Origin of the sequence: Derxia gummosa DSM 723, from assembly GCF_000482785.1 — a bacterium.
Classification (GTDB): domain Bacteria; phylum Pseudomonadota; class Gammaproteobacteria; order Burkholderiales; family Burkholderiaceae_E; genus Derxia; species Derxia gummosa.
This window is the reverse complement of record NZ_AXWS01000007.1, coordinates 169,524-193,479: the sequence shown is the minus strand read 5'-3', so window position 1 is coordinate 193,479 and position 23,956 is coordinate 169,524. Positions and strand designations below refer to the sequence as shown.

The window sequence follows — 23,956 nt, the reverse complement described above, 5'->3', positions numbered from 1 at the left end:
TCGGTTCAGGCCCTGCGGGCCTTCCGGCCTCGCAAGGCATGTGCCCCCGATTCGCGCGCAATTCACGGGTGCCGGTTCACTCCGTGATATTCGTCACGGTTACAAACTCCATCGCAATGGCGATGCGCCGAGTCAGCGAATGCGCATTCCGGCCACGGCGCCCGAATGCGGTTCGAGTAGGAAAATTCCCGGATTGGATTTCTCATCCGCATGAGAAGCGGCTAATACCATTCCCTCGCTGATGCCGAATTTCATCTTGCGCGGGGCAAGATTTGCCACTACCGCCGTGTATTTGCCCGCGAGCGTCGCGGGGTCGTATGCACTCTTGATGCCCGAGAACACATTGCGGGTGCGGCCCTCACCAAGATCGAGCGTCAGGCGCAGCAGCTTGTCGCTGCCTTCCACATGCTCGGCCTTGACGATCAGCGCGATGCGCAGATCGACGGCGGCAAAGGTGTCGATCTTGATCTCGGGCGCGATTTCCTCGCCGCCCGGAATCAGCCTGGGCGCGGCCGGCGGCTCGAACAATGCGTCGAGCATCTTCGGATCGACGCGCTGGAGCAGATGCTCGTAGGGCTTGACCGTCGCGGGCAGGGCGGGAGCGTCGCCGTCAAGCGCGTCGAGGCGCAGCGGCTGCGGCAGGCCGAGCCAGCCGGCCACCTTGGCGGCCGTCGCGGGCAGCACCGGCGCGAGCAGGTAGGTGAGCACCGCGAAGGCGCGCACCGCGTCGCTGCACACGGCGTGCAGCTGCTCGCGCGCCTCGGGCTTCTTGGCCAGTTCCCAGGGCTTGGCGGCGTCGTAGCGCTGGTTGATGAAGTCGGCCACGGCCATGAGTTCGCGCAGCGCGCGGCCGGTGTCGAGGCCGTTGATCGCGGCGATGATCGATTCGCGCGCCGCGAGTGCGTGGAAAGTCATCGGCGACCATTCCTGCGCGCCGTCATTGCCGACGCTGAAGGCATTCAATTCACCGCCGAATTGCTTGACCAGAAAGCCCGAGGCGCGGCTGGCGATATTGACGTACTTGCCGACCAGATCGCTGTTCACGCGCGCGACGAAATCTTCCGGATTGAAATCGACATCCTCGACGCGGCCATTGAGCTTGGCGGCGATGTAATAGCGCAGCCATTCCGGATTCATGCCCAGTTCCAGATACTTGAGCGGCGAAAGTCCGGTGCCCCGGCTCTTGCTCATCTTTTCGCCGCTCACGGTCAGGAAGCCGTGGACGTGAATCTGGTCGGGCGTCTTGCGGCCGGCAAACTTGAGCGTCGCCGGCCAGAACAGGGTGTGGAAATAGATGATGTCCTTGCCGATGAAATGGTGCTGCTCGCAATCCGGATCGGCGAGAAATTCATCGAAAGTCTGGCTGGCGCCATTCGCGGCGGCCTTGCCCGAATCGAAATAGTTCTTGAGCGCCGCCAGATAGCCGATCGGCGCATCCAGCCACACATAAAAGTACTTGCCCGGCGCGTCCGGAATCGGAATGCCGAAATACGGCGCATCGCGCGAGATGTCCCAGTCGCCGAGGCCGTCCTCGCCTTCCTTGGGTTCGCCGAGCCATTCGTTGGCCTTGTTGGCGACCTGGTCCTGGAGGCGGTCGGTGGTGGTCCATTCGCGCAGGAATTCGACGCAGCGCGGATCGCTCAACTTGAAGAAGAAATGCTCGCTGCTGCGCATCTCGGGCGTCGCGCCCGACAGCACCGAGTACGGATTCTTGAGTTCGGGCGGCGTGTAGACCGAGCTGCACACCTCGCAGCTGTCGCCGTACTGGTCCTTGGCGCCGCACTTGGGGCACTCGCCCTTGATGTAGCGGTCGGGCAGGAACATGCCCTTCACCGGATCGAAGAACTGCTCGATCACGCGCGTCTCGATGAAGCCGGCGGCCTTGAGCGCGAGATAGATGCTTTGCGACAGCTCGGTGTTCTCTGCCGAGTCGGTGCTGTGCCAGTGGTCGTGGCTGATGTGGAAGCCGTCGAGGTACTGCTTGCGGCCGGCGGCGATGCCGGCGACGAAGGCCTGCGGCGTGAGGCCGGCCTTCTCGGCCGCGATCATGATCGGCGCGCCGTGGGCGTCGTCGGCGCCCATGAAGTGCACTTCGTGGCCCTGCATGCGCTGCGCCCTCACCCAGATGTCGGCCTGGATGTATTCCATGATGTGGCCGATGTGGAAGGCGGCGTTGGCGTAGGGCAGGGCGGTGGTGACGAAGAGCTTGCGCGGCATGGTCTGTTCTGAGAAGCGGGCGCCGGGGCGCGGGGGAGGCCGATTCTAGCCGCCGCTTCTCCCCCGGCCGGCCGTGCTCAGGCGAGGCGGAAGGCGGCGACCGCGCGCGTCAGATCCTTGGCGCGTTCCGACAGTCCCTCGGCGGTGCGCATGTTGGCGTCCACCAGCTCGGCGTTGGAGCGGGTGATGCGGTCGATCGCGCCGACCGCCTCGCTCACCTCGCGCACGCCGACGCTCTGTTCCATCGACGCGCGGCTCACCGCGCCGATCACCGCCGACACCTCGCTCACCTGGCCGACGACCGCGCCGATGCGTCCGCGCGCCTCGCCCACCTGCCGGCTGCCGGCGCCGATGCGCGTGACCGACTCGCCGATCATCGTGCGGATCTCGGTGGCCGCCTCGCCGCTGCGGCGCGCGAGCGTGCGCACCTCGCTTGCCACCACCGCAAAGCCGCGGCCCTGTTCGCCGGCACGGGCGGCCTCGACCGCCGCGTTGAGCGCGAGCAGGTTGGTCTGGAAGGCGATGCCGTCGATGACACCAAGGATCTCGCCCATGCGCTTCGCGCTCGTCTCGATGTGGGCCATCGTCTCGACCAGCGTGCCGACCGAGGCATCGCCGTCGCGCGCCACGTCGCTGGCGCCGCGCGCGAGTTCATCCACGCGCTCGGCGTTGCCGACGGTCTGGTTGAGCATCGAGGTCAGCTCGGCCATGTTGGCGGCGGCCTGCTCGAGGTTGGCGGCCTGGGTCGAGGTGCGGTCGGACAGTTCCTGGCTGCCGCCCGCGATCTCGTCGCCGGCCGCGGCGACGGCGACCGCGTCGTCGCGGATGCGCGCGACGAGCCGCGACAACCCGCCGACCATGCCGTCCAGCTCGCGGCCGATGTCGGCAAGCTCGTCATGGCCGTGATCGTCGACACGGGCAGTGAGGTCGCCGGCGGCCGTCGCCGCCATCACCCGGCCGAGCTGGCCCAGCCGATACGCGACCGAGCGGTAGAAGGCGATGGTCAGCAGCAGCACGGCCGCGAGGCAGCCGGCCACGGCCGAGCCGAGGGTCAGCAGCAGCCTCTCGCTGCGGGCGACGCGCTGACGCAATTCCTGGCGCAGCGCATCGAACAGGCCGGTGCCGACCGTATCGAGTCCAGCAATGGCCTGCGTCCCTTCGGAGAAAAAGGCTTCGGCCCGGTCGCTGTTGCCGTCGGCATCGCGGATCAAGGCGACGGCATGGTCGGTGAAGGCGATGGCTTGTGCGGTCGCGGACTCCAGTGCCGGCAGGCCGGCGCGCAGACCTGCGTCGTGGCGTGCGGCGGTTTCGACTTCTTCGTGTGCATCGCGCAGTTCGCTGGTGGCCATCTGGGCCCGGGCGATGACGGCCATGGTCTGGGCAATCGTCGCGTGACCGCTGGCGAGCGCGCCGGCGGTCGTGCCGCGCACCAGCGCGACATGCTCGATGGCACGCGGCAGATGCATCGTCGCGGCGGTCATCAGGTAGTAGGACGCGGCGTCGGGATCGAGCGCGAGGCCGCTGGTCTCGTCGATGCGATCCAGCAGGCGGCGCAGACGGTCGATCGCCTCGGTATGCAGCCGCAGCGAGCTGGCGGCGTCGAGGCCGTCGAGCCGGCCGGTGAGTTCGTTCCAGCTTGCGCGGTAGTCACGCCAGTCGTCGGCGAGGCCGAAGCGTGCGTGAGCGGCGATGCGGCGGTCGAGCGCGGCGAGCGCGGCATCGACGTCGCGGCGGGCGTCGGCGGTACGAGCCACCGATTCGGGCTTGCCGCCGAGTCTCATGCTCATGCGGCCGCGATGCTGCTGCGTGGCCTTGATGAGAACGACGGTGTCGTGTGCCAGGTCCAGGCCGTCGATCTCGTCGAGCGCGACGCGGCGGCTGTCATGCGCCAGTCCGACGCAGTAGGCGGCCATCAGGGCAAGCGCCAGGGTGAGCGGCCCGATGAGCAGCAGGAACTTGGGCAGAAAGCGCAGACGGCGCAGCAGCGCTTCCGCCGGGTCGAGAAGGAAGGACATGAAGACAACCCTGGAACATGCCGCGCGACGATGGCGGCCTGCTCGATTACAGGGGAGTTCATCAGCCTGAAATGAGGCAAGAAGCGCTGCGCGGCCGAGGCAGTTCGTCCCAATGTCCTACAGTCAAGCCAGGGTTTCCCGTGGAGGCGGGGCCACGGGCGGCAGCGCCTTCAGGCGTCGGCGGCTTCCGGCAGGCGCGAGGCCATGACCTTGTCCACGCGGTTGCCGTCCATGTCCACCACCTCGAAGCGCCAGCCCGCCCACTCGGCATGCTCGCCGGTGCGCGGGATGCGGCCGAGCAGCAGCATCATCATTCCGCCCAGCGTGTGGTAGGTGTCGCTCTCGCCCTCCGGAAAGTGCTCGATCGCGAGCTTGTCCTGCATCTCGGGCACGGCGATGGCGCCGTCGAGCAGCCAGGAGCCGTCCTCGCGCTGGAAGGCGGCGTTGTCTTCGGCCGCGTCGGCGGGCAGCTCGCCGATGATGGCTTCGAGCACGTCCTTGAGCGTGACGAGGCCCTGCACCTCGCCGTATTCGTCCACCACGAGCGCGACGGTGCTGCGGGCGCTGCGCAGGTTCTCGATGAGTTCGGTGCCGGTGAGCGTCTCGGGCACGTAGAGCGCGGGTGCGAGGCGGGCGGTGAGGTCGAGATCGCGGCCCGCGAGCGCCGAGGCGAGCAGGTCCTTGGCACGCGCGAAGCCGAGCACTTCGCCGAGGTCGCCCTTGCAGACCGGAAAGCGCGACACGTCGCTCTGCTCGATCTTGGCGCGGTTGACCGCCGATTCATCTTCCACGTCGAGCCAGACGATGTCGCCGCGCGGCACCATCAGCGAGCTGAGCTTGCGATCGTCCAGGCGGAAGACGTTGCGCACCATTTCGTGCTCCGAGCGCTCGAAGATGCCGGCCTCGGCACCCTGGCGCATCAGCACCTGGATCTCGGCCTCGCTCACCGGCGGCTCGTCGGTCTGGCGCGCGCCGAGGATGCGCAGCAGCCCGTCGGTGCTCGCGGTGAGCAGATGCACGAAGGGTGTGGCGATGATCGACAGGCCGCGCATCGGCCGTGACATCAGGCGCGCGAGCGGCTCGGGGCTGATCTGGCCGAGCCGCTTGGGCACGAGTTCGCCCAGCACGATCGACAGGAAGGTGATGAGCACGACTACGACCGTGAGCGCGAGCGGACGGGCGACCGGCTCGCTCATCCATGGCGCGTTTTCCATGAACCAGAGCGCGAGCGGATCGGCCAGCGCGCCCTCGCCGACGATGCCGGTGAGCACGCCGATCGAAGTGATGCCGATCTGCACCGTCGAGAGGAAGCGGGTGGGATGTTCGGCCAGCGCTAGGGCTTCGCGCGCGCCCTTGTCGCCTGCGTCGGCGAGTTGCTGGAGTCGGGCCTTGCGGGCGGTGACGACGGCGATTTCGCTCATCGCGAACACGCCGTTGAGAAGGATAAGAATCAGCAGGAAGCCGATTTCCATGGGAAATCAAGGGGATAAGGGGACGGGCCAGCATAGCAGAGGCACCCGCAGGGGTATCGCGGGCTTGCGGGCGCGGGCGTTGCTTGCTGCGGTAAATTGAAGTGGTTTTCATTCAGAACCGACAACGCGCGCAACGCTCCCAAGCCATGACCATCAGCCAGGAATCCGCCCAGGCCGCCCTCGCGGGCGTCGTCGATCCCAACACCGGCCGCGATCTCGTCGCCGGCAAGTCGGTGCGCAAGCTGCTCGTGCAGGGCGGCGGCGTGACCGTCGACATCGAGCTCGGCTATCCGGCCAAGAGCCAGATCGAGCCGATCCGCGCCGCCGCCACGGCCGCGCTCGTCGCCGCCGGCGCGGTGGCGCCCGTCGTGAACGTGACGCAGAAGATCGTCGCCCATGCGGTGCAGCGCGGCGTCAAGACCATGGCTAACGTGCGCAACATCATCGCGGTGTCGTCGGCCAAGGGCGGCGTCGGCAAGAGCACGACCAGCGCCAATCTCGCGCTCGCGCTCGCCGCCGAGGGCGCGCGCGTGGGCCTGCTCGACGCCGACATCTATGGCCCGAGCCAGCCGACGATGTTCGCGCTGTCGGGCAAGCCGGTGTCGGAAGACGGCGCGACCATGAAGCCGATGGAGAACTACGGCGTGCAGGTCAACTCGATCGGCTTTCTCATCGATCCGGGTCAGGCCGTGGTGTGGCGCGGTCCGCTCGTGGTGCAGGCGCTGACGCAGCTGCTGGAGCAGACCGCCTGGGACGACCTCGACTATCTCGTCATCGACATGCCGCCGGGCACTGGCGACATCCATCTGTCGATGGCGCAGAAGGTGCCGCTGACGGGCGCGGTCATCGTCACGACGCCGCAGGACATCGCGCTGATCGACACGCGGCGCGGCGTGGACATGTTCGACAAGGTCGGCATTCCGGTGCTGGGCGTGGTCGAGAACATGGCGGTGCATGTGTGCAGCAATTGCGGCCATACCGAGCACATCTTCGGTTCGGGCGGCGGCGAGCGCATCGCGAAGGAACTGGGCGTCGAGCTGCTCGGCGCGCTGCCGCTGGCGATGGACATCCGCCTGAATGCCGACGCGGGCAAGCCGACGGTCGTCGCCAGCCCCGACTCCGAGGCGACCAATCTGTACAAGGCCATCGCGCGCAAGGTCGCGGTCAAGGTGGCGGACAAGGCCAAGGACTACTCGGGCAAGCTGCCGGGCATCGTCGTCAGCAGCAACACCTGAGGGGGCGCATGGATACGCCTTCGCACCAGCTGACGATGACCGTGCTGATGACGCCGGACATGGCCAATTTTTCCGGCAACGTCCACGGCGGCACGATCCTCAAGTTTCTCGACCAGGTCGCCTATGCCTGCGCGAGCCGTTACGCGGGCAGCTATGTGGTGACGCTGTCGGTGGACCAGGTGATGTTTCGCCAGCCGATCCACGTGGGCGAGCTGGTCACCTTCCTGGCCTCGGTCAACTACACCGGCACGACCTCGATGGAGGTGGGCATCAAGGTGGTGACCGAGAACATCACCGAGCGCGTCGTGCGGCATGCGAACAGCTGCTATTTCACGATGGTGGCGGTGAAGGACGGCAAGCCGGTGGCGGTGCCGCTGCTGGAGCCGGTCAGTGACGTGGAGCGCTCGCGCTGGGAGGGGGCGAAGCAGCGGCGCGAGCTTCGGCGTGAGCTGGATGCGCGGTTGCACAGCACTCGGCGGGCTCCTGCCTCGGCGCCTTGACCGGCTGTTGGTTTGCGCACCGGCGCCGGGCGGGTGTCGGGCCGGGCGGGGCTGACTGGCGTGGCCGCGCCTGAACGGCGCGGCTGCCCTTCGCTCCTTCGGTAGCTCGCGGGATCGGCAATCCAACTCGGCCCGGCTGCGCCGGACCTCAGACAGGATTGCCTGAACGCCTGCGGCGTTCTCCCGCGACTACCTCGTCGCTCGGCACGCCAGACAGCCCCGCCCGGCCCGACACCCGTCCGGCGCCTCAGTGAGGCGGGCACGGGCGAGGGGGCTGCTGCGCAGCCCTTGCTGGCGGTGGGCGGAATGATTACTGCCGTGCTTGTCGCTGCCCGGACTGTGCCGAAGGCTCGTCCGTCTTCCCGCCACGCTCGCCGAGGCGTGCATGCCGTTGGAGCTGCGCCACTGCCATCGAGGCAGGCGAGCCGCAATGAGGCAGGCGAGCCGCAATCACCCGCACCAAGGGCCGCGCAGCGGCCCTATCAGCCCAAACGAGTGAACGAGGCGGTCGGTGGGGATGGGCGGGGGCGGGCGGCCATCGGAAGCGCCGAGCGACGAGGTAGACGCGGGAGAACGCCGCAGGCGTTCAGGCTTGCCTGTCTGAAGCCCGGCAACGCCGGGCTGAGTTGGCAAGCCGGCCCGCGGGCTACCGAAGGAGCGACGGGCGGCCACGCCGTCCAGGCGTGGCCGCTTCCGCAGGCCGCCCGCCCGCGCCCATCCCCACCGACCGCCGGAGCCAATCACTCAGCCGCAGCCCGCTCCCGCGCCGCCCACCGCTGCGCAAGCACCCCCCCGACGGCCAGTTGCAGAGGGTGGTAGATCATGATCGGCAGCAGGATCAGCCCCAGCGCCGGATTCGCGCCGAAGATCAGCTGCGCCATCGGCACCCCCGACGCCAGCGTCTTCTTCGAGCCGCAGAACACGCTCGCGATCCGCTCCGGCTCCGCCATCCCCAGCGCGCGCGCCACCGCGTTCACCGCCAGCAGCACGACGCCGAAGATCAGCGCCGTGCCCACCACCGTCTCGATCAGCGCGCCCGCGCCGTAGTGCGACCACACGCCCTGCGCGACCGAATCGGCGAACGAGGTGTAGACCAGCAGCAGGATCGTCAGCCGGTCCACGGTCGAGAGCCGCTTCTTGTGCTTCGCGGCCCAGTTGCCGAGCACCGGCCGCGACAGCTGGCCCAACGCCAGCGGCAGTACCAGCCAGATCAGCAGGTCGAGGATGACCTTGGCGAGCGGGAACTCCACGCCCGTCTTGCCCAGCACGAAGCCGAGCCACGCGGGCGTGAGCACCACGCCGATCAGGCTCGACAGCGTCGCGTTGAACAGCGCCGCCGGCACGTTGCCGCGCGCCGCCGCCGTCAGCGCGACCGACGACGACACCGTCGACGGCAGCGCGCACAGATAGAAGAACCCGAGTTGCAGATCCGCCTTCATGAAGCCGCCGGTCGTGTGCAGCAGCAGCAGCCCGATCAGCGGAAACACGAGAAAGGTCGTGAACTGGACAAGCAGATGCACCTTCCATTGCAGCGTGCCCGACTTGAGCGAGGCGAAGCTCAGCGACAGCCCGCTCAGGAAGAAGATCAGCGCCACGCCGATCTTGTTGAGCAGCTCGGGATGCAGCCAGCCGCCGTGCGCGCCGGGCTCGGGCCAGATCGCCGCGAGGCCGACGGCGATGAGCATGCCCTTCATGAACCAGTCGAACTTGAAACCCATGGTCGTCCTTCGGAGGGGCGCGCCGGAGCGCGCGGAGGAGAGGCGGCCCGCGTCGGGCGCGGGCTCGTGCTGTGGCGTGCGGCCGGTCGGCAGCCGCGTCGGGCCGGCTTACCAGGCCGCCACGCAGCCGTCGCTGCGCGGGTCTTCGCCGCCTTCGATCCAGCCGTCGGGATGCAGCACGAGGCCGCCCGCATGGCCGAGGCGTTCGTCGAAATCGCCCACCACCTCGACCGCGTGACCGAGCTTCGCGAGGCCATCGACGATCTGCGCCGGGAAGCGCGATTCGAGCTTGAGCGTCGTGGCCGGCTCGGCCCAGGTGCGGCCGAGCAGCCAGCGCGGCGCGCGTACCGCCGAGCGGATGTCGTGGCCGCCCCAGACGTAGCGCGAGAACACGGCGGCCTGCGTCTGCGGCTGGCCTTCGCCGCCCATCGTTCCGTACACGAGCACGCGGCCGTCGGGCAGTTCGGTCATCGCCGGGTTGAGCGTGTGGAAGGGCTTGCGGCCCGGTTCCAGACTGCGCAGCAGGCCGGGGCGCAGGTCGAAGGAGCAGCCGCGGTTCTGCCACCAGATGCCGGTCTCGGGCAGCACGCAGCCGCTGCCGAACTCGAAGAAGATGCTCTGGATCATGCTCACCGCGCGGCCCTCGCGGTCGACGGCGCCCATCCAGGTCGTGTCGCCGTCGCTGCTGGGAGCGGGCCAGGGGCTGGCGGCGTCGAGCGGCACGCGCGCGGCGAGCGCGGCCACATGGTTGGGCGACAGCCAGGCCTGCGGATCGATGCTCGCGAGCGCCGGATCGGCCACCTCGCGGTCGCGCAGCTTGAAGGCCTGCTTGGTCGCCTCGACCAGCAGGTGGATGCCGCGCAGCGTGTCGGGCGAATCGCCGTCGGCGCGCAACTGCTCGAACTGGGCAAGGATGAGCAGCGAGGCGAGGCCTTGCGTGGGCGGGCGCAGGTTGTACACGGTGCCGGCGCGCAGCTCGGCGCGCAGCGGCTCGGGCCAGTCCGGCTGGTGGGCGGCGAGGTCGGCGCCGGTGACGGGGCTGCCGATGGCGGCGAGGTCACGCGCGATGCTCGCCGCGAGGTCGCCGCGGTAGAAGTCGTCAGCGCCGGCGCGGCCGATCTGCTCCAGCGTCGCCGCGAGCGTGGGGAAGGCGTGGCGGTCGCCGTAGCGCGGCAGGCTGGCCGGCACGTTGCCGATGCCGCCCGCGCCGCCCGGTTGCGGCGGGCGCAGGAAGGCGCCGGCAAAGCCCGGCTGCATTTCCAGCTGGTGCAGCTTGGCGGCGGTGTTGGCGGCCTGGCTGTGCGTGACCGGAAAGCCTTCGCGCGCGTAGTGCACGGCCGACTCCAGCAGCCGCGCCATCGGCAGCTTGCCGCCCCAGTGGCGGCGCGAATGCTCGTAAGCCGCGCCCCAGCCCGACACCGTGCCCGCGACCGTGTTGGCCGCGAGCGGGCCGCGCCACGGAATGCTGTCCATGCCCGCGTACAGCTCGCGGCGCACGTTGGCGCCCGCACGGCCGCAGGCGTCGATCGAGCGCATCGGCACGCCCGGCGCGCGCAGCAGCCAGAAGCCGTCACCGCCGATGCCGGTCATGTGCGGATAGACGACCGCGAGCGTGGCCGCGACGGCGATCGTCGCCTCGATGGCGTTGCCGCCCTCGCGCAGGATGTCGAGCCCGGCCTGGGCGGCGAGGCTGTGCGGCGCGACGACGGCGCCACGGGTTCCGAGGATGGGGGTCATGGGGCGCTCCGGGCGCGGTTGGGGGTTCGGGGGCGGACGGTGGCGGTGCCGGTGGCCGGCGGTGCAGCCTTGGCGGTGTCGGCATTCGGAGCGGATGCGACGCGGGCGCGGGACGCATCCGTGGCGGGCGACTCCGACACCGGCGCGGCTGCCGCCTGGGCGGTCGCGATCACGGCCGCCGGCAGGCCGGCATGCTCGGCCGAGCCATGGGCCGGAACCAGATGCGCCCGCATCGCCCGATGCGCGCCGATCGCGTCGCGCGCCAGCACCGCCTCGACGATCTCCGCATGTTCGGCAAAGGACTCGGCCATGCGCTCGGGCTGGCGGAACTGGGTCCGCCGCCAGGCCGCGACCTGGGCATGCAGCGCCTCGGCCGTCCGCGCCAGCACCGGGTTGTGGGCGCCGGCAAGCAGCGCGGCATGCAGTTGCAGGTTGAGGTCGGCATAGGTGGCGCCGTCATCGGCGGCGACGGCGGCGCGGGCGCGGGCATGCAGATCGGCGAGGGCGGTGCGCTCGGCATCGGTCATGCGCACGGCGGCATGGCGCGCGCACGCGGCCTCGATCTCGCCGATGGCCTCGAACACCTGCCCGAGTTCCTCCGCCGACAGCTCTGCCACGGTCGAGCCGCGATTGGGCTGGTGATGCACGAGGCCACTTGCGGCGAGCTGCTTGATCGCCTCGCGCACCGGCGTGCGTGACACGCCATAACGCGCCGCGAGGGAGTGCTCGTCGATGCGCTCGCCGGGCACGAAATGGCCCAGCGCGATGTCATCGGCGATGCGCCGCGCGACGGCGTCGGCGCGACTGGGACGGGAAGGGTTGGATTGCATGCAATCTTGACGGTCATGACGCTGAGGTGAGCGTCGGGAGCCGCGATTCAACCGCATAAATCGGACTGATGCGCGCTTTTCCCCTGCCGTGATGGCTGGATTGCATGCAATTTCTCAGTGCGAAACCGGTCTTGGAGCCGCCATCCGCGTTCCGGCCCGACAACGCGTCGCGCCTGGTCCGGGGACGCTGGCGGCGCGGCGGGTGGCCGGCAAGGGCCGCCCGCATCTTCGTTGTTACCTGACAAACATTGCGTCGAGGCGGCTGTTGTGCAGGTGGCCGACGAGGGCCGGTGTCGCTCTCTCGGGCATATTTTTTGGCCGAAATGAAAACGGCGTCCGGAATCGCTTCCGGACGCCGTTCTGGCAATTGCGCCTAATTGCGGCGGCAATCAGCGCGACATCATTCCTCGAAGTCGGTAATCAGCTTGACGTCGATCGCACAGGCGCCCTTGTCATTCGTGCCGAGGCGGTATTCGACATGGTCGCCAATCTTGAGCGTCGCGAATTCGGCATTCACCACGCTGTTGTGGAAGAAGAAGAGATTCGTGCCGCCATTGAAAGGCGTGATGAATCCGAAACCTTCCTTGAGATTCTGGATCTTGCCTTCGAGCACTTCGTCGCTGTCGGGATCGACCGGCACGGCGGGCGAGGGCAGTGCCGCCACGGTCGGCGCGGCGGTCGGCTGCACGTCATCGCTCTGGACGCGCACGCGCGCCTCGGCGGGCGGGACGAACAGGCCGTTGATGAGCGGATCGTTGCGCGTGAAGCGGTCGTCGATGACCTGGTGCATCAGGAAGGGCAGGGTCACTTCCTCGATCAGGGACTGCGCGGTGCGCGTCTCGCGCTCGTTGCCGTGCTGGTCGGTGAACTTGAAGTCCCAGGCCATGAGCAGAACGCGGATGCCCAGCGTGTTGAGCTTGCGCACCAGCGGCAGGTAGTCGCCGTCGCAGGCCACGAGCGCGACCACGTCGTAGCGCTTGAAGATCGCGAGTTCGTAGGCTTCGAGCGCGAGCCAGACGTCGATGCCCTTCTCTCCGTTGGCACCGAGCGGCAGGTAGTGCGTGGTGACGCCCTGGCGCATGAGCACGTCGTCGAACAGGCGCTCCTTGAGCAGCACGTCGCGCTCGGCCGCGTCCTGGGCGCGCAGCCGGCCGCGGAAGTAATGCGCGTCGACGATCTGCGCATATCGGACGTCGATGCCATCGGCGGCCGCGACTTTCTGCTTCATGAATTCATGCATGCCGGCAATCGAAAGCCGGGAATGACGTGCATGAACATACTGGTAGTAGTTGCTCACGTGGAGCAGGAAATTGCCGTCGTAGAAAACGCCGATCTTGGTGAGTTTCTGATTTGCAACTGGCATTGAAACCACATCCTTAAGAATTGATTCGTGACTGCATTGAATGGCACTCAACCACCCGGGCGGGCGGGTTCGTGATCGTAACGGACAATTTTGTCCGCTATGAAACCGCCGGTCGGCCGACGTGACCGATTGGGTGTCCGGCGGGAACTCGGGCGGAATCCGGGTCGCCCGCAAGTTACGCCGCTCTCGCGTCAGCAGCCTTTCCGGCTTGCATCCGATGGTGTCGGCGGTCTCATTCGTTCACCGCCAGCGTCACTTCGGCCGAGGTCTGCTCCAGCGCGACGAGTTCGGCCGGGGTGGACGGCGCGCTGTCCTGCGAGCACGCACCGCCGTCGAGGCTCAGGGCGGCGTCGATGTGCAGCCGCCCGGTCGCGCGCTCGCGCAGCACTCGGGTCACGCGGATCCGCGCGCAGGGCGAGGCGCGCTGGCCGGCAAACACGCCGGCCACCATGCGGTTAGAGAAATTGACCGACGGCAGCGGCGGCGCCGGATCGTCCGGCGCGACATGCGCCTGCCACAGCGCCGACCAGCCGGACAGGTCGCGCGCGACCTGCAAGCCGGGCGTCGCGATACCCGAACGGCCGCGGCTGTCGATGACGCCGAAGCCGACTTCGTCCCAGCCGTCGTCCCACCAGCCACCGTCGCCCCAGTAGCCGCCGAAGCCGATGCCGACGCCTCCGCTGCACGCGCCGAGCGTCAATGCCAGCGCCAGCGCGGCCGGCAACCGGGGCACGCCCCCGCAACGTTGCATGTGTGCCATGTCAAATCTCCGCACAAACCCCGAATCCGGTCGTCGGCCATCGGCTCGGGAAGATTTCCCAAGCCGCATGGACAAGCTGTTCCTAGTCTCGGCCGGCTATCGAACACAGGGCGCCCGTCAGAGGCGTCCGGATCCCGGAGGAGACATGCAGCATCTTCATGCGCGCGCGCCGATGGCGCTCGCTGTTGCCATTGCGCTCGGCCACATGGCCGAGGCCGGGGCCCAGCAGCAGACCGCCCGGCTCGCCGACGTGGTGGTGGTCGCGCCGACGCCGCTGCCAGGCGTCGGCCAGCCCAAGAACGAGATTCCCGCCGCCGTGCAGACCGCGACCGACAAGGACCTCGAGCGCACGCATTCGCCCGACATCTCGGACTACCTGCGCCGCAGCGCGGCCGGCGTGTTCGTCAACGACATCCAGAACAACCCCTTCCAGCCCGACGTGAACTACCGGGGCTTCACCGCCTCGCCGCTGCTCGGCACGCCCCAGGGCATCTCGCTGTACATGGATGGCGTGCGGCTCAACCAGCCCTTCGGCGACGTGGTGAGCTGGGACCTGATCCCGAAGTCGGCCATCCGCAGCCTCGCGCTCATGCCGGGCTCGAACCCGCTGTTCGGCCTCAACACCCTGGGCGGCGCGATTTCGCTCACCACCAAGGACGGCCGCAGCGCGCCCGGCACGGCGCTCGACGTGAACTACGGCAGCCATGCGCGCCGCTCGGCGACGCTGGAGCACGGCGGCTCGAACGAGGCGGGCTTCCACTGGTTCGTGACCGGCACCCAGTTCCGCGACAACGGCTGGCGCGTCGAGTCGCCGTCGGACGTGGGCCAGGTGTTTGCCAAGCTCGGCTGGGGCGACGAGCGCACCGACGTGTCGCTCACCGCCGCGCATGCCAACAGCAACCTCAACGGCAACGGCCTGCAGGACGTGCGCCTGCTCGCCAGCGACTACCGCGGCGTCTATACCAAGCCCGACAACACGCGCAACAGCCAGAACCTGCTCAACCTCGCCCTGAGCCATGCGGTCAGCGACAGCTTCACGCTGTCGGGCAACGCCTATTACCGCGACATCGGCACCCGCACTTACAACGGCGACATCAACGAGGACAGCCTCGGCGAATCGCTCTACCAGCCCAATGCCGCCGAGCGCACCGCGCTGACCAACGCTGGCTACACGGGCTTCCCGACCCGCGGCGAGAACGCCTCCAACACGCCGTTCCCGTTCTGGCGCTGCATCGCCAACTCGCTCACCAACGGCGAGCCGAACGAGAAGTGCAACGGCCTCATCAACCGCACGAGCACGACGCAGACCCAGTTCGGCGCCAATCTCCAGGCGAGCTGGACCGCGCCGCTCGCGGGCCATGAAAACCGCTTCACCGTCGGCGGCGGCTATGACGGCAGCCGCGTGGCGTTCACGCAGTCGAGCGAGTTCGGCTATCTGGTGCCGGGGCGCGGCGTGGTCGGCACCGGCGTGTTCGCCGACGGCACGCAGGACTCGGAAAACGCCTTCGACTCGCGCGTCGATCTGACCGGCACCGCCCATACCTGGAGCGTGTACGGCACCGACACCTTCGCCGTGACCGACGCGCTGCGCGTGACGGCCTCGGCGCGCTACAACCGCACCCGCGTCTCCAACCACGACAACCTCACTCCGCGCGGCGAGGACGGCTCGCTCGACGCGGTGCACAGCTTCCAGCGCGTGAATCCGGCGCTCGGCCTGACCTGGACGCCCGAGCGCGCCTTCGGCGCCTATGCCGGCGTGACCGAGGGCAGCCGCGCGCCGTCGGCGATCGAACTCGGCTGCGCCGACCCGGCCAACCCCTGCCGCCTGCCCAACGCGATGGCCGGCGATCCGCCGCTGAAGCAGGTGGTGACGCGCACGATCGAGGCCGGGTTGCGCGGCCAGTTCGACCGCTCGCTGGAATGGAACGCGGGCGTGTTCCGCGCCGTCAACCGCGACGACATCCAGTTCGTCGCCGACGACCAGGCCGGCTTCGGCTACTTCCGCAACTTCGGCAAGACGCGCCGCCAGGGCGTCGAGCTGGGCCTGAACGGGCGCGCGAGCGACAGCGTGAGCTGGGGCGCCAACTACAGCTACATCGACGCGACCTACCAGAGCGCCGAAACCTTCAACGGCGAGGCCAACGGCAGCAACAGCGGCGTGCTCGAAGGCGAGCCCGGCTTCGACGGGACGATCAGCGTCAAGCCCGGCGACCGCATGCCGCTGATCCCGCGTCACCTGTTCAAGGCCTGGGCCGACTGGCGCGTGCTGCCGACGGTGCGCATCGGCCTCGACATGAACGTGGTGGGCGATTCGCTCGCGCGCGGCAACGAGAACGGCCAGCACCAGGCCGACGGCGTGTACTACCTCGGGCCGGGCAAGGTCGGCGGCTACGCGGTGCTCAATCTCGGCGCCGACTGGCAGGCGACGCGGGCGGTCAAGTTCTACGCCCAGGTCAACAACCTGTTCGACCGCAAGTACGCGACGGCGGCGCAACTGGGCGCGACCGGCTTCCGCGGCGACGGCAGCTTCATCGGCCGGCCGTTCACCACGCCCGTCATCGACGGCGAGCGGCCGCTGATGCATTCGACCTTCGTCGCGCCGGGCGCGCCGCGCATCTTCTGGATCGGCGCGCGCATCGAGTTCGGCCGCAGCTGATGCGGCCGAAGTGCGGGCGGTGCCCTGCCGGCGCGCGCGTCCGCGCCGGTACTTGCATGTCCGGCGCCACGGCTGGGCCGGCATGGCGGCCGCCGATCGGCGCGCGTCGTGCCGGCGCCCGGTCCATGCCCTCGGCTATCGTCGCGGCATGAAGTCGAATGCCCGCCGAGACCTGGCGCTTGCCGCCGCCAGCGCTGCCGCCACCTTCGCCGTCGGTGCCCAGCTCGAACTGAACGAGGCGCTGCTGCGCTGGACGCGCGGTCTGGAGCGCTTCCAGATCGACGAGGTGCCGCTCGCGCTGCTGGTGCTGACGCTGGCGCTGAGCTGGTTCGCCTGGCGCCGCGTGCGCGAGACGCGTTGCGAGCTGGCGCTGCGCATCGAGGCCGAGCGCCGCGCCGAGGACAGCGAGCGGCGCTACCGGCTGCTCGCGCGCGAGGCCATCGGCATCCAGGAAGCCGAGCGGCGTCGTCTCGCGCATGAACTGCATGACGAGATGGGCCAGACGCTCAACGCCATCAAGATCGAGGCGGTGTCGCTGCGCCGCCGCGCCGAGGCGATGGGCGAAGGCGTGGTCGGCGGGCAGCCGGCGGCCGTGCCGCTGCCTGCCGCTTCGCCGCCCGCCGTGCGTGATGACGCTGTCATGCCCGCCTCCGTCGCCGCCGAGCTGCGCCGGGGCGCGAGCGCCATCGTCGAGCTGAACGACCATGTGTACGCCACGGTGCGCGCGATGATGGGCCGGCTGCGGCCGGTCGCGCTCGACGAGCTGGGTCTGGTGGCGGCGCTCGAGCATTGCATCGACGGCTGGCGTCCGCGTCTGGCTGGCACGAGCTTCGAGTTCGGCGCGAGCGACGGACTCGACCGGCTGCCCGAGCCGATCAGCATCACCGTGTACCGGCTGGTGCAGGAAAGCCTCACCAACATCGCCCGCCATGCCCAGGCCACGCGGGTGCGCGTGGATGTCACGCGCGAGGGCGGCGTGGTGAAGCTGGCGGTGCATGACGATGGTCGCGGCCTCGTGCCCGGCGGCGGTCGCGGCGGGCTCGGGCTGCTCGGCATGCAGGAGCGGGTCGAGTCGGTGGGCGGGCGGTTCGCGCTCGCCAGCGAGCCGGGCGGCGGCACGATGATCACGGCCGAAATCCCGGTCACGGAGGATGAAGATGCATGACAGGGCCACGATCGCGGTGCTGCTGGTGGACGACCACGCGGTCGTGCGCGAAGGCTATCGCCGGCTGCTGGAGATGACCGGGCGCATCCGCGTCTGCGCCGAGGCGGCCGACGGCGAGGAGGCCTACCGGCGCTATGCCGAGGCCGACCGCATCGACGTGGTGGTGATGGACATCACCCTGCCGCGCATCAGCGGGCTGGAGGCGATGCGACGCATCCTCGCGCGCGACAACCGGGCGCGGGTGCTGGTGTTCTCGATGCACGAGGACGCGGTGTTCGTGAGCCGCGCGCTCGATGGCGGCGCATGGGGCTATCTCACGAAGTCGAGCGCGCCCGAGGTGCTGGTGGAGGCGGTGCTGGCGATCGCGGCCGGCCGGCGCTATCTCGGCCCCGACCTGGCCACCGCGCGCGACGACGCCACGCGCCGCATGCAGCGCGACGAGATCGCGCGGCTGAGCGAGCGCGAGTTCGAGATCTTCCGGCTGCTGGCCGAGGGCAACGGGCCGCAGCGCATTTCGGAGCTGCTCAACCTCACGCCCAAGACCGTGGCCAACTACCAGTCCAACATCCGCCAGAAGCTCGGCGTCGAGAACACGGCGCAACTGGTGCACCTGGCGATCGACTGCGGCGTGCTCGACCGCGCGCGCGATGCCGGAGGCGAGGCGTGATGGCGGGCAAGGGTGCTGCAAGCGCTTGCGGCCATGCGCCCGACGATGCCGGTCCGCCCGAATGTCGCGAAGGCTGCGGCGCCTGCTGCATCGCGCCGTCGATCTCGTCGCCGATTCCGGGCATGCCGGGCGGCAAGCCGGCGGGCGTGGCCTGCGTCCAGCTCACGCCGGAGCTGCGCTGCGCGATCTTCGGGCAATCCGGCCGGCCGGCCTGCTGTTCGGGTCTCCAGGCGTCGCACGAGATGTGCGGCGCCGACCGTGAGCACGCTCTGGTCTGGCTGACTGCGCTCGAAAGGGCGACGCAACCCTGACGCCGCGCCTCAGGCGGCGAGTTGTCCCTGGCCGCCGTGAATGGCGGCGTACTGGTCGTAGGCGTCGAGCGCGAGTGCCGCGTACATCATCGACGGGCCACCGCCCATGTAGACCGCGAGACCGAGCACTTCCTCGACCTCGGCGCGCGTCGCGCCGAGCTTGACCAGCGCCTCGACGTGATAGCCGATGCACGGATCGCAGCGCGCCGCGATGCTCATGCCCAGCACCACCAGTTCCTTCATCTTCTTGTCGAGCACGCCGTCGCGCGTCGCGGCCTGGGCCAGCGTGCTGAAGCCGCGCGTCACGTCGGGGAGGCTGGCGCGCAGCTTGGCGAGCGAGGCGGACTGGGATCGGGTGATGTCGGGGTAGTACTTGCTCATTGGCGGAGGCTCCGGCGGCGTCTTGGTTTTTTGGAAAAGGGGGCCGAAGCGTCACGGCAAGCGCCGGTTCCGGCTGTGAAGAAATACGCCGGATGCGGGTTTGCGAGGACTCGGTCAAGGCGCTTTGTGTGCTTGTCGAGCCTGCTGTTTGATGCCGCTTTTCGAGCTAACACTGAAACCGACACGGGCTCAAAGTTCTCCCCTGTCATGGTCGGCCGCAATCCTGTCCATGCAGCTCGGGAAGGAGATGGGAGCGTGATAGGGAATCGTCTTAATGCCGCCCTGGCGGTTTGTCTTGGTTTTGCAGTGTGTGCGCTCGCGGTGATGGTCGTGCGTGATCTTGACCAGGCCACGCTCGACCGCGCCTCGACCTCGCATGCGTTGCTGCGCGAGCGTGCCGCCGCCGACTGGCTCGCGGGCGAACTCGTGACGGTCGAACGGCTGGCCATGCCGGGCGCCGCCGTCGCGGGCGAATTGCGGCCGCTGCCCGAGGCGCGGCGCCGGCTCGACAGCCTGGCCACGGGCGGGGACGAGCGTGCCGCGCTGGCCGACCTGGACGAGCGTCGGCGTCGCCTGCTGGCCGCGCGCGACGCGGTCAATCTGGCAGAGCGGCTGAATGTCGAGGGCGAGGCCCGGGCGCGCGCCGGTCTGGCGCTGGCCGCGGCCGCGCGCGACTACCGCGAGGCCGCGCGCGGCTTCGTCAACGAGCGTCGCGCCGATTCGGACGCGCGCGAATTCCAGCGCGGCTCGCGGCGCGAGGCGGGCGCCGACTGGCTGCGGATCGCGCTCGCGGCGCTGCTGGCCGGCGTGGCCTGGCTCGGCTGGCGCGCCAGCGTCGTGCGCGACACGGGCGAGGCCGCCGGGCCGCGCTCGGCCGAGGCCCGGCGCGTGGCCCGGGTGCGCGAGGCGATGATGGCCGCAGGCCGCAGCGAATCCACCGGCGTCGAGGAGGCGAGCGGCGTGCTGGATACGGCGCCCGCGAGCGCCGATGGCTTCGACGAGAACCTGCGCGCGCTGCGCGCCGCCGTGCGGGCCAAGGCCGACATCATCGACGTCGAGGCGCGCGAACCGGCCAGGAACTGATCGGGCCGCGTCACGCCCCGCATGTCCGGTGCGCCGGCGGCGCCGGCCGGACTCTCGTCCGGAAAAAGACGGTGGCGGCGCGCCGCGTGCGGCTTTTCAGCTCGCCTTGCGCCCCGGCTTGCGCGCCCGCGCATAGGGCGCGAACACCTCGGCCAGATCGGGCTCGTCGAGCGTGTCGCCGAGCGTGAGATGGCGCTCGCAATGCAGCAGGTGCTCGTCGCTGAGCGCGATGGCGGTAGCCACGTCGCCGCGCTCGATCGCGTCGAGCAGGGCAACGTGCTCGTCATTGGCGCACAGGCTCGTCTGGGCCGACTGGTAGAGCGCGATCATCAGCGAGGTGCGCGCCACCAGCGTGCGCAGCATGCGCGCGAGTTCGTCGTTGCCCGCCGCCTCGGCCAGCCGCAGGTGGAAGGCGCCCGACAGCTCGATCCAGGCCGTGCGGTCGCCGCGTTCGTAGGCGGCATGCTCGTCCTCGACCAGCGCGCGCAGGCCGGCGAGCCAGTCCTTGGCCGGCGCGACCGCGAGCTTGCGCACGATGCCGGCCTCGATCACGCGGCGCGCCTCGAACACCGCATGCGTCTCGTCGATGCCCGGGCTCGCCACCGAGGCGCCGCGATTGGGCTGCAACTCGATCACGCGCTCCTGCTTCAGTCGCACGAACACGCGGCGCACCACCGCGCGCGTGGTGCCGAAGATCTCGCACAGCGTCGCCTCGGTCAGGCGCGCGCCCGGCGCGAGCCGGCGCGTCATGACCGCGTCGAAGATGGCCTCGTACAGGGCATCGTCGGCCGCCGAGCCGAGGCTGCCGTCATCGCCGTTCACTGCTCTCAACTCGTTCCCCCTCAGGCTGCTCCGGGCGCGAAACGCGCCATCCATCCCGTGTACGGCTTGGGCAGCGGCGCGGCGTAGTCGCCGCGCTTCGATGTCCGCAAGCCGAGTGCCGCCATGCCTTCCAGCAGCTTGACCGCCGCCGTCACGCCCTCGATCACCGGCACGCCGAGCGCGCCCTGAAGCCGGTCGCGCAGGTCGGCCATGCCGGCGCAGCCCAGCACGATCGCGCCCGAACGGTCCTCGCGCAATGCGTGCCGGCATTCCTCCTCGATGCGCTCGTAGGCGCCCGAGCCGGGATCTTCCAGCTCGAGCACCGCGATCTCGCAGGCCCGGATCGCACGGCACTGCCGGGTGAAACCGTAATTGTGCACAAGATGCTCACTGATGATGCACGTGCGCTCCAGCGTGGTGACCACGGAGAAACCCGTCGCCACGAAAGTCGCCATGTGCATGGCCGCCTCGGCCACGCCGATGACCGGCGCCGTGGCCACCTCGCGCGCCGCGTTCAGCCCCGGATCACCGAAGCAGGCGATCACATGGCCGGCCGCGCCCAGCGCCTCGCCGGCGCGCACCTGCTCGATCACGCCCACGGCGGCGAGCGCGTCGTCATGGTGTCCTTCGATGGAGGCCGGCCCCGTCGTGGGATTGACGCAGTCGATGACGGTGCCGGGCGCGGCGCAGCGCGCGGCGGCGGCACCGATGGCGGCCGTCATCGCGGCGGACGTATTGGGATTGATGACGCGGATGAGCATGGTCAGCGGCTCCGGAAGACGGGTGTGACGGATTTGGTATGCGAATTGCTGTATGCAATCGTCTCGCCAGATTGTGCACAAAACTGGTGAGTCATGAGCGCAAATCAATACGAAGCACAACTACGGGAAAAGCATGAAGAAAGCCATCATCGGGGTCATCGCCGCCGCTGCCGCCGGCGGCGCGTGGGCGCAGAGCAGCACCGTCACGCTCTACGGCATCGCGTCGAGCGATGTGGTGAGCGTCAATAACGTGGTGGGCGCCGGTGGCGCCACGAAGTCGCAGACGCGCATCGACAGCGGCGCGCTGTCGGCCTCGCGCCTGGGCTTTCGCGGCAAGGAAGATCTCGGCGACGGCCTGAGCGCCATCTTCACCCTCGAAGCCGGCGTCAACCTCGACGACGGCCAGACCGCGATGGGCCGCACCTTCGGCCGGGGCGCCTTCGTGGGCCTGGATGGCCGCTTCGGCACCGCCACCGTCGGCCGCCAGTGGAACCTGAACGACGACCTGATGTGCGGCTTCTTCATCTGCGGCGGCTTCGCGGCCTTCCGCTACACCGAGTTCGACTGGCTGAGCGACCTGACCAACAACACGGTCAAGTACTGGTCGCCGAGCGTCGGCGGCCTGAAGGTCGGCGCGCTCTACTCGGCCGGCGAATCGACCACCAGCAGCAACGGCGGCCGCACCGTCGAGGGCGCGCTCGGCTATGACGCGGGCCCGTTCAGCGCCGGCGCCACGATCCACGAAGGCAAGAACGCCGACGCGAGCCGCACCGACAGGCTCTGGTCGCTCGGCGCGAGCTACAAGCTCGGCGCGGTCAAGCTGCGCGGCGCCTTCGCCAACAGCAAGACCGAGTCGCTGAGCCTGCCCACCGCCACCACCTGGGATGCGGGCGCGGACTGGGCCGTCGCGCCGCAATGGCGCCTGAGCCTCGACCATGTGGCGCGTAACCAGAAGGGCACGAAGAACGACTCGTACTTCGACCGCCTGATCGTCGTGTATCAGCTGTCGAAGCGCACCGACATCAACGCCAACCTGGTCCGCATGAACAACAGTGGCACCGCGAGCGAGCGTTTCTACGGCAACGGCAAGGCCGGGGTCGATCAGCGCGTCATCGCACTGGGCATGACGCACACGTTCTGACCCATCCCACCGGCGGCGCGGCGGGTCATGGAACTTGCTTCGCCGTCAGGCTGGCACCGTTCCCCGGCGCCGGCCGCACCGACTTGAAGGAGCCTTCCCATGCGATCCGCATCCGACATCGAACTCGTCAAGGTCAGCAAGCTCTACGGCGGCAGCACGCGCGCGGTCGATGCGATCGACCTGCGCATCGCGGCCGGCAGCTACTGCTGCCTGCTCGGCCCCTCGGGCTGCGGCAAGACCTCGACGCTGCGCATGATCGCGGGCCATGAGGAGGCGAGCGACGGCGACATCATCATCGGCGGGCACAACGTCACCCTGTTGCCGCCGAGCGAGCGCGGCACGGCGATGATGTTCCAGAGCTATGCGCTCTTTCCGCACATGAGCGCGATCGACAACGTCGCCTACAGCCTCAAGGTGAGGGGGCAGGACAAGGTCACGCGCCGCAAGCGCGCCGCCGAGGTGCTCGAACTCGTGTCGATGACGCCTTATGCCGAGCGCAAGCCGGCCCAGCTTTCGGGCGGGCAGCAGCAGCGCGTGGCACTTGCCCGGGCCCTCGTGAACGAACCGCGCGTGCTGCTGCTCGACGAGCCGCTGTCGGCGCTCGACCCCTTCCTGCGCGTGAAGATGCGCGCCGAGCTCAAGCGCTGGCAGAAGGATCTCGGCATCACCTTCGTGCACGTCACGCACTCGCAGGAAGAGGCGATGGCGCTGTCCGATCTGGCGGTGGTGATGAGCCACGGCCGCATCGAGCAGGCCGGCTCGCCGCACGACATCTTCAACAGGCCGCGCACCGAGTTTGTCGCGCGCTTCCTGGGCGGTCACAACGTCATCCGCGCCGATGCCGGCCGGCCGGCGCCGATCGCCGTGCGCGCCGACAAGGTGAAGCTCGCCGCCGGCGCGCCGGCCACGGCCGGCTTCGACGGCAGCTCGATCGCCGGCCTCGTGCGCGGCGTCGAGTACCAGGGCGTGCATGTGCTCGTCACGCTCGATGCCGCTGGCGACCAGGAACTCGTCGCGATGGTGGACGAGGCCAGCTACTACGCCGCGCCGCTGCAACCCGGCGAAGCCTGCACCCTGAGCTGGAACAGCGCCGACGCCCATCTGCTCGCCGCCTGAACGCAA

20 protein-coding genes are annotated in these 23,956 nt (G+C 69.3%); 9 read left to right on the top strand and 11 right to left on the bottom strand.

Annotation, left to right across the window (positions count from 1 at the left end):
- Window positions 1-132: 132 nt before the first annotated feature.
- The 3 genes from metG to H566_RS0102005 all read right to left on the bottom strand — a co-directional run bounded on the left by metG (window position 133) and on the right by H566_RS0102005 (window position 5,704).
- The gene (gene metG / locus H566_RS0102015) at window positions 133-2,217 is read right to left on the bottom strand and encodes a methionine--tRNA ligase (protein WP_028310109.1); all 2,085 of its coding nucleotides are present in this window, start codon (window positions 2,215-2,217) and stop codon (window positions 133-135) included.
- 77 nt (window positions 2,218-2,294) lie between these two features.
- Window positions 2,295-4,232, bottom strand: coding sequence for a methyl-accepting chemotaxis protein (locus tag H566_RS0102010; protein ID WP_028310108.1), 1,938 nt, complete (start codon window positions 4,230-4,232; stop codon window positions 2,295-2,297).
- A gap of 170 nt (window positions 4,233-4,402) precedes the next feature.
- Window positions 4,403-5,704 carry a hemolysin family protein gene (locus H566_RS0102005; protein WP_028310107.1) on the bottom strand — a complete coding sequence of 434 codons (1,302 nt, stop codon included), beginning with the start codon at window positions 5,702-5,704 and terminating at the stop codon, window positions 4,403-4,405.
- Window positions 5,705-5,850: 146 nt separating this feature from the next.
- Here H566_RS0102005 and apbC point away from each other — a divergent pair, with 146 nt between their 5' ends.
- Window positions 5,851-6,939 (top strand): iron-sulfur cluster carrier protein ApbC, encoded by a 1,089-nt coding sequence (gene apbC, locus H566_RS0102000; RefSeq protein WP_028310106.1) that lies wholly within the window; start codon window positions 5,851-5,853, stop codon window positions 6,937-6,939.
- Between the two features lie 8 nt (window positions 6,940-6,947).
- Window positions 6,948-7,439 (top strand): acyl-CoA thioesterase, encoded by a 492-nt coding sequence (locus H566_RS0101995; RefSeq protein ID WP_028310105.1) that lies wholly within the window; start codon window positions 6,948-6,950, stop codon window positions 7,437-7,439.
- Between the two features lie 740 nt (window positions 7,440-8,179).
- Here the strand turns inward: H566_RS0101995 and H566_RS0101990 are convergent.
- The 5 genes from H566_RS0101990 to H566_RS0101970 form a co-directional block, all read right to left on the bottom strand.
- The gene (locus H566_RS0101990) at window positions 8,180-9,157 is read right to left on the bottom strand and encodes a bile acid:sodium symporter family protein (protein ID WP_028310104.1); all 978 of its coding nucleotides are present in this window, start codon (window positions 9,155-9,157) and stop codon (window positions 8,180-8,182) included.
- Window positions 9,158-9,265: 108 nt separating this feature from the next.
- Window positions 9,266-10,894, bottom strand: a complete 1,629-nt coding sequence (locus tag H566_RS0101985; protein WP_028310103.1) for a gamma-glutamyltransferase family protein — start codon at window positions 10,892-10,894, stop codon at window positions 9,266-9,268.
- Window positions 10,891-11,724 carry a GntR family transcriptional regulator gene (locus H566_RS22395; RefSeq protein WP_084544654.1) on the bottom strand — a complete coding sequence of 278 codons (834 nt, stop codon included), beginning with the start codon at window positions 11,722-11,724 and terminating at the stop codon, window positions 10,891-10,893. The genes H566_RS0101985 and H566_RS22395 overlap by 4 nt, the downstream gene beginning before the upstream one ends.
- Before the next feature lie 400 nt (window positions 11,725-12,124).
- On the bottom strand, window positions 12,125-13,087 hold the full coding sequence (locus tag H566_RS0101975; protein ID WP_028310102.1) for an NYN domain-containing protein: 963 nt from the start codon (window positions 13,085-13,087) through the stop codon (window positions 12,125-12,127).
- Window positions 13,088-13,319: 232 nt separating this feature from the next.
- Window positions 13,320-13,847: a hypothetical protein gene (locus H566_RS0101970; RefSeq protein WP_156924268.1), complete on the bottom strand. Its 528-nt coding sequence runs from the start codon at window positions 13,845-13,847 to the stop codon at window positions 13,320-13,322.
- A gap of 145 nt (window positions 13,848-13,992) precedes the next feature.
- On the opposite strand from H566_RS0101970, the gene H566_RS0101965 reads away from it, so the two are divergent.
- The 4 genes from H566_RS0101965 (at window position 13,993) to H566_RS0101950 (ending at window position 18,646) form a co-directional block, all read left to right on the top strand.
- Entirely contained in the window at window positions 13,993-16,503 is a 2,511-nt protein-coding gene (locus H566_RS0101965; RefSeq protein ID WP_028310100.1) for a TonB-dependent receptor, read from the top strand.
- A 148-nt stretch (window positions 16,504-16,651) separates the two neighbouring features.
- Window positions 16,652-17,668, top strand: a complete 1,017-nt coding sequence (locus H566_RS22390) for an ATP-binding protein (protein WP_169732479.1) — start codon at window positions 16,652-16,654, stop codon at window positions 17,666-17,668.
- Window positions 17,661-18,335 carry a response regulator gene (locus tag H566_RS0101955; RefSeq protein WP_028310099.1) on the top strand — a complete coding sequence of 225 codons (675 nt, stop codon included), beginning with the start codon at window positions 17,661-17,663 and terminating at the stop codon, window positions 18,333-18,335. The genes H566_RS22390 and H566_RS0101955 overlap by 8 nt, the downstream gene beginning before the upstream one ends.
- Entirely contained in the window at window positions 18,335-18,646 is a 312-nt protein-coding gene (locus H566_RS0101950) for a YkgJ family cysteine cluster protein (protein WP_034410299.1), read from the top strand. The genes H566_RS0101955 and H566_RS0101950 overlap by 1 nt, the downstream gene beginning before the upstream one ends.
- Window positions 18,647-18,655: 9 nt before the next feature.
- On the opposite strand, the gene H566_RS0101945 is transcribed toward H566_RS0101950, so the two are convergent.
- Complete coding sequence (locus H566_RS0101945) at window positions 18,656-19,027, bottom strand: carboxymuconolactone decarboxylase family protein (protein ID WP_028310097.1); 372 nt, start codon at window positions 19,025-19,027, stop codon at window positions 18,656-18,658.
- A 132-nt stretch (window positions 19,028-19,159) separates the two neighbouring features.
- Here H566_RS0101945 and H566_RS0101940 point away from each other — a divergent pair, with 132 nt between their 5' ends.
- A complete protein-coding gene (locus H566_RS0101940; RefSeq protein ID WP_169732478.1) occupies window positions 19,160-20,110 on the top strand; it encodes a hypothetical protein in 951 nt (316 codons plus the stop codon).
- Window positions 20,111-20,206: 96 nt separating this feature from the next.
- Here H566_RS0101940 and H566_RS0101935 read toward each other — a convergent pair whose 3' ends face one another.
- Together H566_RS0101935 and H566_RS0101930 are read right to left on the bottom strand one after the other, a co-directional pair.
- Entirely contained in the window at window positions 20,207-20,932 is a 726-nt protein-coding gene (locus H566_RS0101935; protein WP_169732477.1) for a GntR family transcriptional regulator, read from the bottom strand.
- A 20-nt stretch (window positions 20,933-20,952) separates the two neighbouring features.
- On the bottom strand, window positions 20,953-21,693 hold the full coding sequence (locus tag H566_RS0101930; protein ID WP_028310094.1) for an aspartate/glutamate racemase family protein: 741 nt from the start codon (window positions 21,691-21,693) through the stop codon (window positions 20,953-20,955).
- 133 nt (window positions 21,694-21,826) lie between these two features.
- On the opposite strand from H566_RS0101930, the gene H566_RS0101925 reads away from it, so the two are divergent.
- Window positions 21,827-22,834: a porin gene (locus H566_RS0101925; protein ID WP_028310093.1), complete on the top strand. Its 1,008-nt coding sequence runs from the start codon at window positions 21,827-21,829 to the stop codon at window positions 22,832-22,834.
- Between the two features lie 99 nt (window positions 22,835-22,933).
- Window positions 22,934-23,950, top strand: coding sequence for an ABC transporter ATP-binding protein (locus H566_RS0101920; protein WP_028310092.1), 1,017 nt, complete (start codon window positions 22,934-22,936; stop codon window positions 23,948-23,950).
- The last annotated feature ends 6 nt before the right edge of the window (window positions 23,951-23,956 follow it).

Coding starts and splice junctions, on each gene's coding strand:
- H566_RS0101920 (WP_028310092.1), top strand. CDS start 22,934: ATGCGATCCGCATCCGACATCGAACTCGTCAAGGTCAGCAAGCTCTAC.
- H566_RS0102005 (WP_028310107.1), bottom strand. CDS start 5,704: ATGGAAATCGGCTTCCTGCTGATTCTTATCCTTCTCAACGGCGTGTTC.
- H566_RS22395 (WP_084544654.1), bottom strand. CDS start 11,724: ATGCAATCCAACCCTTCCCGTCCCAGTCGCGCCGACGCCGTCGCGCGG.
- metG (WP_028310109.1), bottom strand. CDS start 2,217: ATGCCGCGCAAGCTCTTCGTCACCACCGCCCTGCCCTACGCCAACGCC.
- H566_RS0101985 (WP_028310103.1), bottom strand. CDS start 10,894: ATGACCCCCATCCTCGGAACCCGTGGCGCCGTCGTCGCGCCGCACAGC.
- H566_RS0101930 (WP_028310094.1), bottom strand. CDS start 21,693: ATGCTCATCCGCGTCATCAATCCCAATACGTCCGCCGCGATGACGGCC.
- H566_RS0101970 (WP_156924268.1), bottom strand. CDS start 13,847: ATGGCACACATGCAACGTTGCGGGGGCGTGCCCCGGTTGCCGGCCGCG.
- H566_RS22390 (WP_169732479.1), top strand. CDS start 16,652: ATGAAGTCGAATGCCCGCCGAGACCTGGCGCTTGCCGCCGCCAGCGCT.
- H566_RS0101950 (WP_034410299.1), top strand. CDS start 18,335: ATGGCGGGCAAGGGTGCTGCAAGCGCTTGCGGCCATGCGCCCGACGAT.
- H566_RS0101975 (WP_028310102.1), bottom strand. CDS start 13,087: ATGCCAGTTGCAAATCAGAAACTCACCAAGATCGGCGTTTTCTACGAC.
- H566_RS0101965 (WP_028310100.1), top strand. CDS start 13,993: ATGCAGCATCTTCATGCGCGCGCGCCGATGGCGCTCGCTGTTGCCATT.
- H566_RS0101995 (WP_028310105.1), top strand. CDS start 6,948: ATGGATACGCCTTCGCACCAGCTGACGATGACCGTGCTGATGACGCCG.
- H566_RS0101945 (WP_028310097.1), bottom strand. CDS start 19,027: ATGAGCAAGTACTACCCCGACATCACCCGATCCCAGTCCGCCTCGCTC.
- H566_RS0101990 (WP_028310104.1), bottom strand. CDS start 9,157: ATGGGTTTCAAGTTCGACTGGTTCATGAAGGGCATGCTCATCGCCGTC.
- H566_RS0101955 (WP_028310099.1), top strand. CDS start 17,661: ATGCATGACAGGGCCACGATCGCGGTGCTGCTGGTGGACGACCACGCG.
- apbC (WP_028310106.1), top strand. CDS start 5,851: ATGACCATCAGCCAGGAATCCGCCCAGGCCGCCCTCGCGGGCGTCGTC.
- H566_RS0101925 (WP_028310093.1), top strand. CDS start 21,827: ATGAAGAAAGCCATCATCGGGGTCATCGCCGCCGCTGCCGCCGGCGGC.
- H566_RS0102010 (WP_028310108.1), bottom strand. CDS start 4,232: ATGTCCTTCCTTCTCGACCCGGCGGAAGCGCTGCTGCGCCGTCTGCGC.